Origin of the sequence: Promicromonospora vindobonensis, assembly GCF_042685865.1 — a bacterium.
GTDB classification, from domain to species: domain Bacteria; phylum Actinomycetota; class Actinomycetes; order Actinomycetales; family Cellulomonadaceae; genus Promicromonospora; species Promicromonospora vindobonensis.
In genome coordinates, this window is the sequence record NZ_JBHUOG010000002.1 from 2,281,176 (window position 1) to 2,295,812 (window position 14,637).

The following is a 14,637-nucleotide window of genomic DNA, read 5'->3' on the forward strand; positions in this document are numbered from 1 at the left end:
TGCCTGCCGGGGAACGCTCCGTCGTCTGCTGGTCAGCCGATGGAGAACAGCGGGCCCGTGATGGTCAGGCCAGGTTCCTGGCTGAACACCCAGAAGAACGCGAGCGCCGCGCCTGCGAGCGCCATGTCCTTGTTGAACTGGATCATCTCCATCTGCTTGGCCGTCGGGTCGGTCTCGCGCCAGAACCCGTGCATCATGAACGCCGTCGGGAGGAGAAAGACGACGAGGAGCAGCGCACCCAGGTCTCCCCAGACGCCGAGCAGGACGGACAGTCCGCCGAGGAGCATCAGCACGCCGGTGACGAGCGTTGCCGGCTTGGCCATCGGTACGCCTCGGGAGGCCGCGTATCCGGCCATGCTGTCCGTCTGGGTCAGGTGGCCGAGGGCGCTTCCGAGGAAGAGTGCGACGAAGAGCACTCGGGCAATCAGCAGTACGACATCCATGGTCGCCTCCGGTCGAGGACGTATGTGCTCACGCTTTCTTCACACTTTATGACCCGACGGTCTCGCGCGTCGAGGGCGGCGGGGCCGGAGCTTCCTCGGTTCCGAGCGAGGTCGGAGCGGTGACCTTGCGCAGCGCACCCCAGAGCACGCCGCCGATCACGAGCGCTGCACCGACCGCGGTCGCCGGCTCGACGTCCTCGCCCAGCAGGACCGCCGAAGCGCTGAGTCCCACCACGGGGACCAGCATCGAGAACGGCGCGACGACGCCTGCGGGGTGCCGGGCCATGAGCCACGTCCAGATCCCGGATCCGACGAGCGTCCCGATCAGCACCGTGTAGGCCAGCCCGACCAGCGCCGGGACCAGGTGCGGTCCGGGTACGAACGCCGCGGCGATCACATCCGGCCCTTCCACCACCAGGGACAGTGCGAACATCGGCACGGGCGGCACCACCGACATCCACAGCGTGAGGTGGAGCGGGTTGGCTGCCCTGGCCCGCGCGTTGGACACGTTGCCGATCGCCCAGCCGAACCCGCCGGCCAGCACGAGCAGGAACGGTGCGAACGCGGCGGCCTGCGCCTGGGACCAGCCGACCACTGCCAGGCCCAGCGTCGCCACGCCCAGCCCCACCAGCTGCCGTGCGGACACCCGGTCCCGGAACGCGACCGCACCGAGCAGCACGGTGAACGGCGCCGACGACTGCAGCACCAGCGACGCCAGCCCGGTCGGCATCCCGACGGCCATGCCCCAGTACAGGAACAGGAACTGCAGGGTGCCGAAGCCGATGCCGTACCCGAGCAGCCAGCGCACCGACACCTGCGGACGCGGTACGAGGAGCAGGGTGGGGACGGCGATGATCGCGAACCGGAGCGCCACGAGCAGGAACGGCGGGAACTGACCGAGCGAGGCGTCGATGGCGATGAAGTTGAGACCCCACATGACCGCGACGGACACGGCGAGCAGGCGGTGCGAGATCGGCATGGCCCGAGTCTGTGCGGCGGCGGCTCTGAAGGACAAGCGAAACCTTCTACAGGTCCTTGTAGGTTGACTTCATGGATGTGGAACCTCGCCGTCGCGGTCACGACCTGTCCCGCATGGACCCTCGTCACCTCGACCTGCTCCGCGAGCTCGCCGACCGGCGCTCCGTGACGGCGGTCGCCGAGGCGACCCATCGGACGCCGTCGGCCGTGTCGCAGCAGCTCCGCACGGCGCAGCGTGAGCTGGGCGGGATCCCGCTGGTGGAGCCGCACGGCCGGGGCGTGCGGCTCACCGAGGCGGGCAGGCTCCTGGCCGACGGCGGTCGCGACCTCGCGCGGACGATCGCCCAGGTGCAGGCCCGATGGGACGCGTACCTGGGCTCGGCGTCCGGCACCGTGCGGCTGGCGGCGCTGCCGAGCGCCGCGACGGTCCTGCTGCCCGGCGTGCTGGGCCGGCTCGCGGGCACGGCGGTGGACCTGGAGTGCACCGACATCGACATCGCCGAGTCGGAGTATCCGGGGATGGTCGCCGACCACGACGTCGTCGTCGGGCACAGCTTCACCGGGCCCGTGCCCGCCGGAGCTGGACACCTGGTCACTGCGGCCCTGCTCCGCGAGCCGCTCGACATCGCCATGCGGGCCGACCACGTGCTGGCGACCAAGGCGCGGGTCACGGCTCAGGACCTGGTGCTCCACGAGTGGTACGGCGTGCCGCTCGGCTACCCGTTCGACGACCTGCGCATCGCCGTCGAGACAGCGACCGGTACTCCGGTCCGGGTGGTCCAGCGGCTGCGCGACAACCGGCTGATCGAGGCGCTCGTCGCGGCGGGCGACCGGGTGGCCGTGCTCCCCCGGTTCAGCACCACGCCCGGCGCCGGAATCGTCCTGCGGCCGGTGCACGGCATGGACGCCGCGCGGTGGATCGTCGCCATCCTGCGGCCCGACCGGGCCGAACGGCTCGCCGTCAGGACGGTGCTGGACGCGTTGCGGGCGGCGGGCCGGGCCGTCGCGGGCCGATGACGGTCCTGTGCCGGCGCCCCGAGCCGCACTCCGGGCCGCACTCCGGGCCGGCGGTCAGGACCCGAGCGGGTCGCCGGTGGGCGGCGTGTCACCGCGTTCGGTCGCACGGTCAAGCGTGCGGTCCGGGAGCCAGACCGTGAAGGTGCTGCCGCTCGCCCCGTGGTCGGTGTGCTGCAGGTGCCCGTCGTGGCTCTCGGCGACCTGCCGGGCGATCGCCAGCCCCAGCCCGGAGCCGTCCGGCCGCTCGGCGTACCCGGCAGCCGGCTCCGCGCCGTCGGCCGACCCGGCAGCGGCCCCGTTCCCGTTGTCGCCGCGGTAGAACCGGTCGAAGATCCGGTCCCGCGCCTCTGGCGGCACACCAGGGCCCTCGTCCGCCACGGCGATCCAGGCCCAGCCCTGCCTGCTGCCCACCCCCACGGTGATCGCGCTGCTCTCGGGCGCGAGCCGCACCGCGTTGGACAGCAGGTTGTCGACCGCCCGGCCCAGCGCGTTCGCGTCACCGTAGGCGACAGGGCCGGGATGGGTCCGTTCGACGATCGCCACGCCCCGCCGCTCGGCGACCGCCCGGTTCTCGCGCACGGCGCCCTCGGCCAGCGCGGCGAGGTCGACCTCCCGGTCCGCGAAGGCCTCCGACCGGAACCGCGCCGTCGCGAGCAGGTCCTCCAGGAGGCGGGACATCCGGCTGGTCGCGCCCAGCACGACGGCGGTCGCCTCGGCCCGCTGCGCCCGGTCGGCCTGCTCGTTGCCGAGCACCGCCTCGACGTTCGCCTGCACCACCATCACGGGGTTGCGCAGCTCGTGGGACACGTCCTCGATCAGGCGGCGTTCGGCGCTGAACGCCCGGTCGAGGCGGTCGAGCATCCCGTCGATCGTGTCGGCGAGGGTGCGCAGCTCGTCGCGCGGACCGGTCGCGCCGATCCGCCGGGACAGGTCGGTCGCCCCGATCTCCTGGGCGGTGCGCGTGATCGCCTCGACCGGCCGCAGCGCCCGGCCGGACACCCACCAGCCGACGACGACGCTGAGCAGGAACATCACCGCGAGCGCCACCGCGGAGTAGTCCCGAAGGGTCTGCAGCGCGCTGTAGTTCACGGCCTGCTGCACGGTGTCGAGGTCGGCCGCCTGGAAGTGCTCGCCGGACTTGTAGGCGATGCTGCCGTCGGACTTCTTCTCGAACCGTTTGACCGTGACGGGGTCGAGGGGCGCCGCGACGATGCTCTGGGACAGCGCGAAGTAGATGCCGGCAAGGATGAGCGCGGTGATCCCGAAGAGCGTCGCCGAGTAGGTCAGGGCCAGGCGCATGCGCACGGTGCGCGCCCAGCCGGGGAGGCCCCGGAAGGTCATGTGAGGACGCCCTCGACGCCGACGGGCAGCTCGCGCAGCCGGTACCCGCGGCCGATGACGGTCTCGAGCGCCGGCTCCTCGCCGTCGACGGTCAGCTTGCGCCGCAGGGTGCCGACCGTGACGCGGACGGTCTGGGTGAACGGGTCGGCGTTCTCGTCCCACACGTGCTCGAGCAGCTCCTCGGCGGGCACCACGTAGGCGGGCCGGTTCATCAGGTAGCGCAGCACGGCGAACTCCTTGCGGGTCAGCGCCAGCTCGCGGGCGCCGCGCCACGCCAGCTGCCGGGCGGCGTCGAGCCGGATGGGCCCGTGCACGAGCACCGCAGCGGTCTCCCGTGTCTCGCGGCGCAGGAGCGCACGGATGCGGGCGGACAGCTCGATGATCGCGAACGGCTTGACCAGGTAGTCGTCGGCGCCGACGTCCAGGCCGGTGACCCGGTCGGTCAGGCGGCCGCGCGCGGTCAGCATGAGGATGCGCGGCGGGTCGCCCTCCGCGAGGGGGATCTGACCGGCGCGGATCTGCCGGGTCAGGTCGAAGCCCGTCCCGTCGGGCAGGGTCACGTCGAGCAGCACGACGTCGTACGGGTTGAGGCTCAGCTTGTCCCTCGCGGCGGCGCAGGTGCGCGCCTGGTCGACGGCGTAGCCCTCGCGGCGCAGTGCCACCTGCAGGGCACTCACCAGGCCCGCCTCGTCCTCCACGATCAGCAGCCGCACAGCAGCACGGTAACCGTCCGGCGCCGGGACCGACAGGCTCTGCCAGTCCCCCTTTCGGTCGGCTTTCGCTCGGGTTTCCCGCAGTTTTCTCTCGTGTGGGCTGAAGTCTGTGTCATGGAAGAGCCGATGGAACAGCGCAGACCCGCCACCCAGGACATCCCCGCCGTCGCCACGCACCCGCCGCTCCGCCCGGCCGCCGCCTTGCTCGAACGGGCGCTGATCGAGGTCAAACGAGTGATCGTGGGCCAGGACCACATGGTCGAACGCATCATGGTCGGCCTCCTGTCCCGCGGTCACGTGCTCCTCGAAGGCGTTCCGGGTGTCGCCAAGACGCTCGCGGTGCGCACGCTGGCCACCGTGGCAGGAGGCTCCTTCGCCCGCCTGCAGTTCACGCCGGACCTCATGCCGTCCGACATCGTCGGTACCCGTGTCTGGAAGACCTCCCGCGAGGACTTCGACGTCGAGCTCGGCCCGGTGTTCGCCAACCTCGTCCTCGCCGACGAGATCAACCGCGCCCCCGCGAAGGTCCAGTCCGCGCTGCTGGAGGCCATGGCGGAGGGACAGGTCAGCATCGGCGGGCGCACCTACGCCCTGCCCGACCCCTTCCTCGTCCTCGCGACCCAGAACCCGATCGAGAGCGACGGCGTCTACGCCCTGCCGGAGGCCCAGCGCGACCGGTTCCTGCTCAAGATCGACGTCGACCATGCCGACGAGCTGGAGGAGCTGACGATCGTGCAGCGCATGAGCGCGGCTCCTCCGCGTGCCGAGCCGCTGCTCGACCCCGCGATGGTCCGCCAGCTCCAGCGGGAGGCCGACCAGGTGTTCGTCCACCACGCCGTGGCGCAGTACGCCGTCGCGGTGGTGATGGCCACCCGCAAGCCCCACCAGTACGGCCTGCACCACCTCGACGGCGTGCTGGAGTACGGCGTCAGCGCGCGCGGCAGCCTCGGCCTCATCGCCGCAGGACGGTCGCTGGCCCTCATGCGCGGGCGTGACTACGTGCTGCCGGCCGACCTGGTCGACCTGGCGGGTGACACCCTCGGCCACCGGCTCGTGCTCACGTTCGACGCGGCGGCCGACGGCGTCGACCCCCGCACGGTGATCGAGGCGGTCCTTGCGGCCGTGCCGCAGCCGCGCGTGGCGCCGGCCGAGGAGGAGGTGGTCGTTCGATGAACGAGTCCGCGCGCAGGTTCCGCCGGCTCGAGCTCACGGTCCGACGCCGCGTGGACGGGCTGCTGCAGGGCGACGTCGACGGGCACGCGCTCGGTCCCGGTTCCGACCCGGAGGAGCTCACGCAGTACCGCGCCGGCCAGGACGTGCGGCGCATCGACTGGAACGTCACCGCCCGCACCGGCGAGCCGCACCTCTGGCGCACCCGTGCCCAGCACGAGCTGGACACCTGGCTCCTGGTGGACCGCAGCCCCAGCATGGCCTTCGGCACCGCCCTGACCGAGAAGGTCGACGTCGCGGAGCAGGTCGCTGCCGCCGTCGGCCTGCTCACCGCCGCGCCGGGCAACCGGGTGGGCATCGGCCTGCTCGACGAGGCCGGCCTGCGCTGGATCTCCCCCCGCCCCGGGCGTGCCGCGGCGGCCACGCTGTCCCGGCTCGACCCGGCCGGCCGGGCGGGCAGCCCCCAGGTCCCGCTGTCCGACGCCCTGCGGGGGCTCGGCGCACGCGCCCGGCGCCGCGGACTGTGCGTCGTCGTCACCGACCTGGTCACCCCGGCCGGCGAGGTCGAGCGCCCCTTCGAGTGGGAGGCAGCCCTCCGCCGGCTGACCGCCCGGCACGACGTGATCGTCGTCGAGGTGGACGACCCGCGCGAGCGAGAGCTCCCCGACGTCGGCGAGGCAGTGTTCATCGACCCGGAGACCGGGCTGCAGCGCGAGATCTCCACCTCCGACCCCGAGCTGCGGCTCGCCTACGCCACCGTCGCCGCCCAGCACCGCGACCAGACCGCCGCAGCCGTGCGCGCCTGCCGCGCCGAGCACCTGCGCGTGAGCACCGACCAGGACTGGGCGGCGGTGCTCGCCCGGTTCGTCAGAGACCGGCGCCGCGCCGCCGCCCGCCGCACCCGGAGGACACCATGACCTTCACCGACCCCCTGTACCTGCTCGCCCTCGTCCCCGTCGCGGCCCTCGCGCTCGCCTACGTCCTGATGCAGCGCCGCCGCACCCGGTACGCCGTCCGCTTCGCCACCCTGCCGATGCTCGACCGGGTGGCCCCCGCCCGTCCGCGCTGGCGACGTCACCTGGCCACGGCCCTGGTCCTGCTCGCGCTCGGGACGTTCGCCACGGCGGCGGCAGGACCCCAGATGCGGCTGCGCGTGCCGTACGAGCGAGCGACGGTCATCGTCGCCATCGACGTGTCGGGCTCGATGGAGGCGCAGGACGTGCCCCCGGACCGGCTGACCGCCGCCAAGGAGGCCGCCGTGCAGTTCGTCAACGAGCTCCCGGAGACCGTCCAGGTGGGGGTGGTGGCGTTCTCCGGCCGGGCAGAGCTGGTCGCCCCCGTGACCGACGACCGCGTGCTCGTCGAGAGCTCCATCGACGCCCTCGAGGCCGGCGGCGGCACCGCCATCGGCGAAGCCGTGTTCTCCGCCGCAGAGGAGGTCGTGCGCCAGGCGGCCACGAGCGGCACGACGTCGGACAGCACGACCGCGCCGAACGAGACCACCGACGACGCAGGCACCGAACCGATCCCGGCCCGGCTGGTCCTGCTCTCCGACGGGTTCAACACCGCCGGACGCAGCCCCGCGGACGCGATACCGGAAGCGCTGGAGGCCCAGATGCCGATCTCCACCATCGCCTACGGCACCCCCGACGGCGTCCTCGGCAACGGGCTCGGCGCCCGGTCCGTGCCCGCCGACGACGACATCCTGCAGAGGCTCGCCGACGAGACCGACGGCCACTTCTACCGCGCCGAGAGCGGCACCGAGCTGGACCAGGTCTACGAGGACATCGGCTCCGCCATCGGCTGGCGCACCGAGACCACCCTCGTCACCACCGCCCTGGTCCTGATCGGTCTGGCGCTCGCGATCACCGCCACCGCCCTGTCCCTGCGCTGGTTCTCCCGGTTGGTCTGACACCTTTCGAAGGAGCGTTCCCTTGCAGAACCCCGACCCGTTGCTCAATGGTTCACCGACCGGGATGGGCCGGCCCGCCGGCCCGCGCCACTTCGTCGTCGGCGCGCCCGCCGCCCCACCGCCGCCGCTGCCCGAACCCGCCAGGGGCCTGCTGGCCCCGCCACCTGTCCTGCCGGCCGTCCCGACGGCCGGCCCGCAGGCTGTCCCGCAGGCTGTCCCGCAGGCTGTCCCGCTGGCAGGACGGGGACCCCTCGCCCCGGCCGGGCCGCCGTCCCTCGAGCCCGGGTCCCTGCCCCCTGCGACGGGCCGCCGGCCGCGCCCGTTGCTGACGATGGCCACGGCGCTGGCCCTTGGCGCCCTGCTCGGGTCGGCCACGACGGGCCTGGTCACCGGTCTGGGTCTCGCCCAGGAGGAGGCCGCGGCACCGGCGGTGGTGGACCAGGGCACCGGCACGACGACGACGGCGAGCGCCGCCCAGCGCGCCCTGCCCAGCGTCGTCCAGGTCCGAGCCGGATCACGCGGCGGGTCGGGCGTCGTCATCGACGGCAACCATGTGGTCACGAACGGGCACGTCGTCGTGGGCAGCGAGACGGTCGAGCTCCTGCTCGACGACGGGAGCTCGGTGACCGGCCGCGTGCTCGGTTCCGACGAGCGCAACGACATCGCCGTGGTCGAGGCGGACCTCGGCAGCGTCCCCGCAGCCGCCCTCGGCCGCAGTGCCGGGCTGCAGATCGGCCAGCCGGTCATCGCCGTCGGATCGCCGCTCGGGCTCACGGGCAGCGTCACGGCGGGCGTGGTCAGCGCCGTCGACCGCAGCTCCGGCAACTATCCCGGACCGATGATCCAGACCGACGCGTCGATCAACCAGGGCAACTCGGGCGGGCCGCTGGTCGACCTGCGCGGCCAGGTGGTCGGCATCAACACCGCCATCGCCACCGTTGGCAGCTCGGGGAACATCGGGATCGGCTTCGCCGTGCCGATCGACCGTGCGGCGGAGGTCGCCGGCCGCATCATCGCGAGGGCGTGACCCGAGGTCGGGTCGGCAGTCTGGCGCGAGGTCGGCAGCCTGCTGCCGACCTCACGTCGCCACCAGACGGGTCAGAAGGTCGCGTGCTCCACGGTGACCGACGACGCGCCGCGGAGCGGCGCCACCTGCTCGGCCTCGGCGTGCAGCGCCCGGCGGTGCGGCTCGGCGAGCGAGGCGAACGTCGTGACGGCGAGAGCGAGCCGCCGGCCGCTCTTGCGAGGGCGCCAGATCCCGGCGATCACGCCGTCGACGAGCAGCGTGCCCGGCTCGCCGACGGTCTTCCACACCTCGCGGTGCCACCGCTGGTCGAGGATCGACTCGCGGTCGTGCAGCTGGGTGTAGGGGTCGCGGGGCGGGAGCAGGCGCACGCCCGTCGGGGACGGCGGCGACCGCAGCGTGTCGAGATCGGCCGTCCGGATCCATGCCGTGCTGCCCCGGTCGCTGTCCGCGTCCGTGAGCCGTACCGGCGTCAGCTCGCCCTCGACCGCGTCCCACCACGAGTCGGTGTCGCGGACCTGGAGGCCGGTCCACGCCGCGAAGCCCGCACGGGTCGACGGTCCGTAGCAGTGCAGGTAGCGGCGCAGCAGCTCCGCGCGTGCGGTCGTGGGGTCGACGTCCGGCAGCGGGTGGCCCAGCCACTCGTCGACCAGGACGAACGGCGCCTTGTTGCCGGAGCGCGGCGCGAAGCACACGACGCCCTGCAGCGTCAGGACCCGCAGGCAGAAGTGGACCACCCCCTCCCCCAGCGGCTGCCCTGCGGCGTAGGGGCCTTCCGCCGTCCACCGGCGGCGCTGCTTCGCGGTGAGCCGGCCCGCGACCCGCCCGGCGAGCTCCGCGCCCAGCTCCTGGACGGCGAGCCGGCGTCCGGCCAGGACCTCGCGAATCTCCGTGCGGGTCAGCTCGGCTGCCTCGGTCAGGCTCAGGCCGAGCGCATCGAGCGCCGGCGCCACCCCGGGCAGGAAGCGGCGCAGCGCCTCATCGGACGGCGGCAGCACGCCCGTGGTGAAGGTCGCCGCGTCCGCAGTGGGGACGTAGAACGGCGCACCCCGCACGGACCAGGTCTGCAGCAGGCTCTTCCGCTCGGCGACGGCGTGGTCGACCGCCTCCCGGGTCGCTCCCCGCACCCTGGCGTGCAGGGCCAGCAGAGCCGACCCGGGCGGACTGTTCTGGATGCCGCAGTCCGCAGCGGCGTCGGGCAGCGCGTCCTCGCCCAGCCGCTCGGTGAGGTGCTGGGCGGCCAGGCGACGGGCGACGACGTCGGACACCGGGACCCGCTCGGTCACCGTCCCAGGCTAAGGCGAGGCCCGGCCCCACGTCCGGCGGCCCGACGTCAGCCGGCCCAGGTCTCCGTGAACAGGCCGCTGTACGCGTTCAGGGCCGGCTGGCCGCCCAGGTGGGCGTAGAGCACCTGGGCGTCGGCGGGGATCTCGCCGCTGGTGACGAGGTCGATCAGCCCGGCCATCGACTTGCCCTCGTAGACGGGGTCGATGATGACGCCCTCGAGCCGGCCCGTGAGCCGGATCGCGTCGAGCGTCGACTCCACCGGGATCCCGTACTTGTCCCCGGCCCAGCCGGGCAGCACCGTGATCTCGTCGTCGCGCAGCGGCCGCCCGACGCCGATGAGCTCTGCCGTGGCGCGCGCGATCCGGGCCACCTGGTCGCGGGTGTCGTCCAGCTTCGCGCTGGCGTCGATCCCGATCACCCGGCGGGGCCGGCCGCCGGCCTCCTCCAGTGCGGCGAAGCCGGCGATCATGCCGGCGAGGGTCGATCCGGTGACCGCGCACACGACGATCGTGTCGAAGAAGACCCCCAGGTCACGCTCCTGCTGCTGGACCTCGTACGCCCAGTGCGCGAACCCGAGACCGCCGAGGCGGTGGTCGGAAGCACCCGCAGGGATCGCATAGGGCGTGCCACCGCGCTCCTTGACGTCGTCGATCGCCCGCGTCCAGGAGTCCTTGAACCCGATGCCGAAGCCCGCCGGGTCGAGCCGGACCTCCGCGCCCATGATCCGGCTGAGCATGATGTTGCCGACGCGGTCGGCGACGGAGTCCGGCCAGTCGACCCAGTTCTCCTGAACCAGCACCGCCTTCAGGCCCAGCGACGCGGCCACCGCGGCGACCTGGCGCGTGTGGTTGGACTGGTACCCGCCGATCGACACGAGCGTGTCGGCGCCCTGCGCGAGGGCGTCGGGGACGATGTACTCCAGCTTGCGGGTCTTGTTGCCGCCGTAGGCGAGGCCCGCATTGCAGTCCTCGCGCTTGGCCCAGACCGCGGCACCGCCGAGGTGGGCGGTCAGCCGCGGCAGCGGATGGACGGGGCTCGGCCCGAAGGTCAGGGGGTGGCGGGGGAAGTCGGACAGGGCCATGGTTACTCCTCGTCGACCGGCTGGTCGGTGGGCTCGTCGGTGGGCTCGTCGGTGGGCTCGTCGGTGGGCTCGTCGGTGGGCAGGGTGTACCAGGTGTCGAAGGCGACAGCCGCCGCCTGGTCCGCGTCCCCGGCGGCACACAGCCGGATCAGCTCGTCGTGCCGGGCGAACGACGCGCGACCGCCCAGCGAGGAGAACCGCAGACGTTCCGCGCGGCGCAGCACCGGCGTGAACTGGTCGAGCACCGACGCCAGGGCCCGGTTCGCCGCCACGGCCACCGGTACGTCGTGCAGCGCGTCGTCGGCACGCAGCGCCGCCTCGACGTCGCCCGCCTCGATCGCCGCGCGGAACTCGCGGTTGGCCGCGCGCATCGCATCGAGGTCGGCCTCCGTGAGGCTCCGCACCGCCTCCCGTACGGCGACCTCGTGCATCGCCGCGACGACGTCGCGGGCGCCGCGCACGTCCCGCAGGTCCAGCGAGCTCACCGTCGTCGAGCTGCCGGGTCGGGCCACGACCAGGCCGGCCTCGGCCAGACGCAGCAGCGCCTCGCGCACCGGCGTGCGGCTGACGCCGAGCCAGGCCGCGAGATCGCCGTCGCGCAGCTGCTCGCCCGGCGCGAAGCTGCCGTCGACGATGGCGTCGCGGAGGCGGGCGTAGACGTCGTCACGCAGAAGACGGCGGCCGATCGGGGGCGCGCTCAGGGGAATGGGCATGCAATATATTACATAGAGTGTGCGGTGTTCTGGCAAGCGGCAGGCCCACACGGGCGGGCTCCGCCGTCAGCGCGACCGCGACCTGTGCCGCAGCGCCCCGCCGGGCCGCGAGCCGGTGCGCTCGCCGTCCTCGATCACGGGGGTCCCACCCACCAGGACCCACGGGATGCCCGCGGCCGTCAGCCGCGGCTCGTCCGGCGTCGCGCGGTCGGCGACGGTCGCGGGATCGAGGACGACGACGTCGGCCACGAAGCCCTCGGCGATCCGGCCCCGGTCGTGCAGGCCGAGCCGTGCGGCGGGCCGGGCGGCGAGGTGGACGATCATCTCCGCGAGCGACAGCACGCCCTCCTCACGGACGTAGCGCCCGAGGTAGCGCGGGAAGGTGCCGTGGGCGCGGGGATGGGGCTTGGCGCCGACGAGGATCCCGTCGCTGCCCCCGGTGTGCCGACGGTGGCGCATGATCTCGCGGACGTTCTGCTCGTCGCCGACGTGCTGCAGGATGCTCGTGCCGAGCCGGTCGTCGACCAGCAGGTCGAAGAAGACCTCGGCGGGCCGCCGCCGTTCGTCCGTCGCGATCCGGGCCACGGTGCGGCCCACCCGGTCGCCGAGCGCCGGGTCGCGCACCCCGGCGATCTCGATGGTGGCCCAGTCGACGGGCACGCCGTGGCAGCCGTCACTGCCGACCACCTCGACCTGGTGCGCGATCCGTTCCCGCTCCCCCGCGTCGCGCAGCCGCGCGAGCGTCGCCTCGGGCCCGCCGACCGCCGCGCGGCTCGGGAGCAGCGCCGACAGCGTCGTCGAGCCGGGCAGGTACGGGTAGGAGTCGAGGGTGATGTCGACGCCGTCGGCGAGCGCCCGGTCGACCAGTGCCAGCAGCTCGCCGGCCCGTCCACGGTTCTCAGGAAAGTTCATGGTCGCGTGCGTGAGGTGCAGCGCGCACCGGGCCCGCCGCGCGACGTCGACCATCTCGGCGTAGGCGTCCAGCGCGCCCGCGCCGTAGGACCGCTGGTGCGGCGCGTAGAAGCCGCCGTGCCGCGCGACCACCTCGGCCAGCGCGACGAGCTCGTCGGTGCTCGCGAACGCGCCGGGCACGTAGGTGAGCCCCGACGACAGACCGAACGCGCCCTCCCGCATACCCTGGTCCACCTGCGCACGCATGGCGACGAGGTCGGTCGCGGAGGCCGGCCGGTCGCCCGTGCCGATGACGTTCATCCGGATGGTCCCCTGCGGCAGCAGGTAGGCGACGTTCGTCGCGCTGCCGCGGCGGTCGATCTCCGCGAGGTACCCGGCCACCGACCGCCAGGCGAGGTCGACCTCTGCCGGGGTGCCGTTCCAGCCCGCGATCTGCTCGCGCACCGTGGCCATCGTCGCGTCGGTGACGGGCGCGTACGAGAGCCCGTCCTGCCCCACCACCTCGGTGGTCACGCCCTGCGAGACCTTGGCGCGGTGGTCGCCGTCGGCGAGGACCGCGAGGTCGGAGTGGGCGTGCATGTCGACGAAGCCGGGCGCGACGGCCAGCCCGTCGGCGTCGACCACCCGCGCGCCGGCCGCGTCGATCCGCCCGCCCACGCCGACGATCCGCCCTGCACGCACCAGCACGTCGCCCAGCACGGGATCCTGCCCGCTGCCGTCGACGATCAGGCCGCCGCGCAGCAGCAGCTCGTCGCTCATCCGGGCCTCAGCGCGGGTCGACACGGACGAGCTCGCGGATGCCGCGAGCCTCGAGCGCCGCCGGGTCCGCTGCGGTCGCGCTCGTCACGACGGCGAGGGCGACCCCGTCCTCGCGCAGCGCGTGCCAGCGCTCGAAGACCGCCCCACCCGGCCCCAGTGCGGCCCGGGAGCGCGGCACGTCGTCCGCGTCGACGTCGACCACGACGGCGACGTCGCGGACCGGCACGCTCGCGCGCCCGGCGTCGCGCCGCGCCGCTGCGACCACCTCGGCGAAGCGCCGGCCGAGTGGCTTGACCTGGTTGTCGACGTCGAGCAGGCCGAGCGAGTACTCGAGGTCCTTGTAGTCACCGAGGTCGCGCGTCACGTCGTGCGAGCACCACCAGGTGATCGCGAACAGGTCCTCGGTGGTGAGCGCCGCCTCGATGGTGCGCTCGCAGAACTCGGGCATCTCCGCCTCCGCGAGGTTCATCGAGGGCGCGCCGACCTCTTGCAGCCAGACCGGCCGCCGGAGGTCCGTCGCGAAGGCCTTCGACAGCTCCATCAGCCACTCGGCGTGCCGCACCGACTGCGGCGACAGCGCCCCGTAGGTCGCGGCCGTGCCGTTGAAGATCCAGGAGTGCGCGGTGGTCATGTCACCGAGCCGCGAGGCGTGCACCGGCTGGAACGGGTGCTCGTCCCGGTACCAGAGGTGGTCGTTCTCGCTGTGCACGATCACGTGCAGCGGGTCGCGGTCGCGCGGGGCGTCGAGCAGCGAGCGGAGCCAGTGGGTGACCTCGGCGGGCTTGGCGGGCATGGCCGCCGGGTTCGGCCGCTGGAACTGGTTGAGCTCGTTGCCGAGCGTCAGTCCCATGAAGTTGGGCCGGTCGCGTACGGCGTCGTAGACCGCAGCGACGAGCGCCGCCTGCGCGTCGATCGCCGGCTGGTCGGTGAACATGTTCCCGGCGTGCCAGTTCACGAGCCAGGCGGGCACGAAGTCGAACCCCGACATGTGCCCCTGGATGACGTCGACGGCGACGTCGAGCCCGAACTCGCCGGCGAGGTCGGTCACCAGGGCGATGTCGTCGAGGGCCCGGCGCCGGACGAGGGTGCGGTTGGGCTGCAGCACGGGCCAGAGCGGGAAGACGCGGACGTGGTCGACGCCGAGGCCCGCGATCGCCTCGAAGTCCGCACGCACGGCGTCGGGCTCGATCGCCATCCACTGGAACATCCAGTCCTTCGACGGCGTGTAGTTGACGCCGAAGCGCGGTGAGTTCGTGTTCAAGTCGCTCTCAATTCCGTGTGCAGTGC

General features: G+C 73.4%; 14 protein-coding genes. 5 read left to right on the top strand and 9 right to left on the bottom strand.

All coding sequences use genetic code 11. From position 1 onward, the window contains the following. Positions 1-32: 32 nt before the first annotated feature. Together ACFS27_RS23460 and ACFS27_RS23465 are read right to left on the bottom strand one after the other, a co-directional pair. The gene (locus tag ACFS27_RS23460; protein ID WP_377188300.1) at positions 33-443 is read right to left on the bottom strand and encodes a DoxX family protein; all 411 of its coding nucleotides are present in this window, start codon (positions 441-443) and stop codon (positions 33-35) included. A 46-nt stretch (positions 444-489) separates the two neighbouring features. Next, positions 490-1,422 (bottom strand): EamA family transporter, encoded by a 933-nt coding sequence (locus ACFS27_RS23465; RefSeq protein WP_377188303.1) that lies wholly within the window; start codon positions 1,420-1,422, stop codon positions 490-492. A 71-nt stretch (positions 1,423-1,493) separates the two neighbouring features. On the opposite strand from ACFS27_RS23465, the gene ACFS27_RS23470 reads away from it, so the two are divergent. Next, on the top strand, positions 1,494-2,438 hold the full coding sequence (locus ACFS27_RS23470; RefSeq protein ID WP_377188306.1) for a LysR family transcriptional regulator: 945 nt from the start codon (positions 1,494-1,496) through the stop codon (positions 2,436-2,438). A gap of 54 nt (positions 2,439-2,492) precedes the next feature. On the opposite strand, the gene ACFS27_RS23475 is transcribed toward ACFS27_RS23470, so the two are convergent. Together ACFS27_RS23475 and ACFS27_RS23480 are read right to left on the bottom strand one after the other, a co-directional pair. After that, on the bottom strand, positions 2,493-3,779 hold the full coding sequence (locus ACFS27_RS23475) for a sensor histidine kinase (protein ID WP_377188309.1): 1,287 nt from the start codon (positions 3,777-3,779) through the stop codon (positions 2,493-2,495). Continuing rightward, positions 3,776-4,492, bottom strand: coding sequence for a response regulator transcription factor (locus tag ACFS27_RS23480; protein ID WP_377188312.1), 717 nt, complete (start codon positions 4,490-4,492; stop codon positions 3,776-3,778). The genes ACFS27_RS23475 and ACFS27_RS23480 overlap by 4 nt, the downstream gene beginning before the upstream one ends. 126 nt (positions 4,493-4,618) lie before the next feature. Here ACFS27_RS23480 and ACFS27_RS23485 point away from each other — a divergent pair, with 126 nt between their 5' ends. Genes ACFS27_RS23485 through ACFS27_RS23500 form a run of 4 tightly spaced genes read left to right on the top strand, consistent with a single transcriptional unit; the run spans position 4,619 to position 8,601 of the window. Next, positions 4,619-5,665 (top strand): AAA family ATPase, encoded by a 1,047-nt coding sequence (locus ACFS27_RS23485; protein ID WP_377188315.1) that lies wholly within the window; start codon positions 4,619-4,621, stop codon positions 5,663-5,665. Then, the gene (locus ACFS27_RS23490; protein ID WP_377188318.1) at positions 5,662-6,579 is read left to right on the top strand and encodes a DUF58 domain-containing protein; all 918 of its coding nucleotides are present in this window, start codon (positions 5,662-5,664) and stop codon (positions 6,577-6,579) included. Before ACFS27_RS23485 ends, ACFS27_RS23490 begins: the two co-directional genes overlap by 4 nt. Further along, entirely contained in the window at positions 6,576-7,574 is a 999-nt protein-coding gene (locus ACFS27_RS23495; RefSeq protein WP_377188321.1) for a VWA domain-containing protein, read from the top strand. Before ACFS27_RS23490 ends, ACFS27_RS23495 begins: the two co-directional genes overlap by 4 nt. Before the next feature lie 22 nt (positions 7,575-7,596). Further along, a complete protein-coding gene (locus tag ACFS27_RS23500; RefSeq protein WP_377188324.1) occupies positions 7,597-8,601 on the top strand; it encodes a S1C family serine protease in 1,005 nt (334 codons plus the stop codon). Between the two features lie 71 nt (positions 8,602-8,672). Here ACFS27_RS23500 and ACFS27_RS23505 read toward each other — a convergent pair whose 3' ends face one another. From ACFS27_RS23505 to ACFS27_RS23525, 5 genes are all read right to left on the bottom strand, one after another. After that, entirely contained in the window at positions 8,673-9,884 is a 1,212-nt protein-coding gene (locus ACFS27_RS23505; RefSeq protein WP_377188327.1) for a winged helix DNA-binding domain-containing protein, read from the bottom strand. Positions 9,885-9,931: 47 nt separating this feature from the next. Next, on the bottom strand, positions 9,932-10,966 hold the full coding sequence (locus ACFS27_RS23510; RefSeq protein WP_377188330.1) for a 1-aminocyclopropane-1-carboxylate deaminase: 1,035 nt from the start codon (positions 10,964-10,966) through the stop codon (positions 9,932-9,934). A gap of 2 nt (positions 10,967-10,968) precedes the next feature. Further along, on the bottom strand, positions 10,969-11,679 hold the full coding sequence (locus ACFS27_RS23515) for a GntR family transcriptional regulator (protein ID WP_377188333.1): 711 nt from the start codon (positions 11,677-11,679) through the stop codon (positions 10,969-10,971). Between the two features lie 66 nt (positions 11,680-11,745). Next, positions 11,746-13,350, bottom strand: coding sequence for an N-acyl-D-amino-acid deacylase family protein (locus ACFS27_RS23520; protein WP_377188336.1), 1,605 nt, complete (start codon positions 13,348-13,350; stop codon positions 11,746-11,748). A gap of 7 nt (positions 13,351-13,357) precedes the next feature. Next, positions 13,358-14,611 (bottom strand): glycoside hydrolase 5 family protein, encoded by a 1,254-nt coding sequence (locus ACFS27_RS23525; RefSeq protein WP_377188339.1) that lies wholly within the window; start codon positions 14,609-14,611, stop codon positions 13,358-13,360. Positions 14,612-14,637 lie beyond the last annotated feature (26 nt).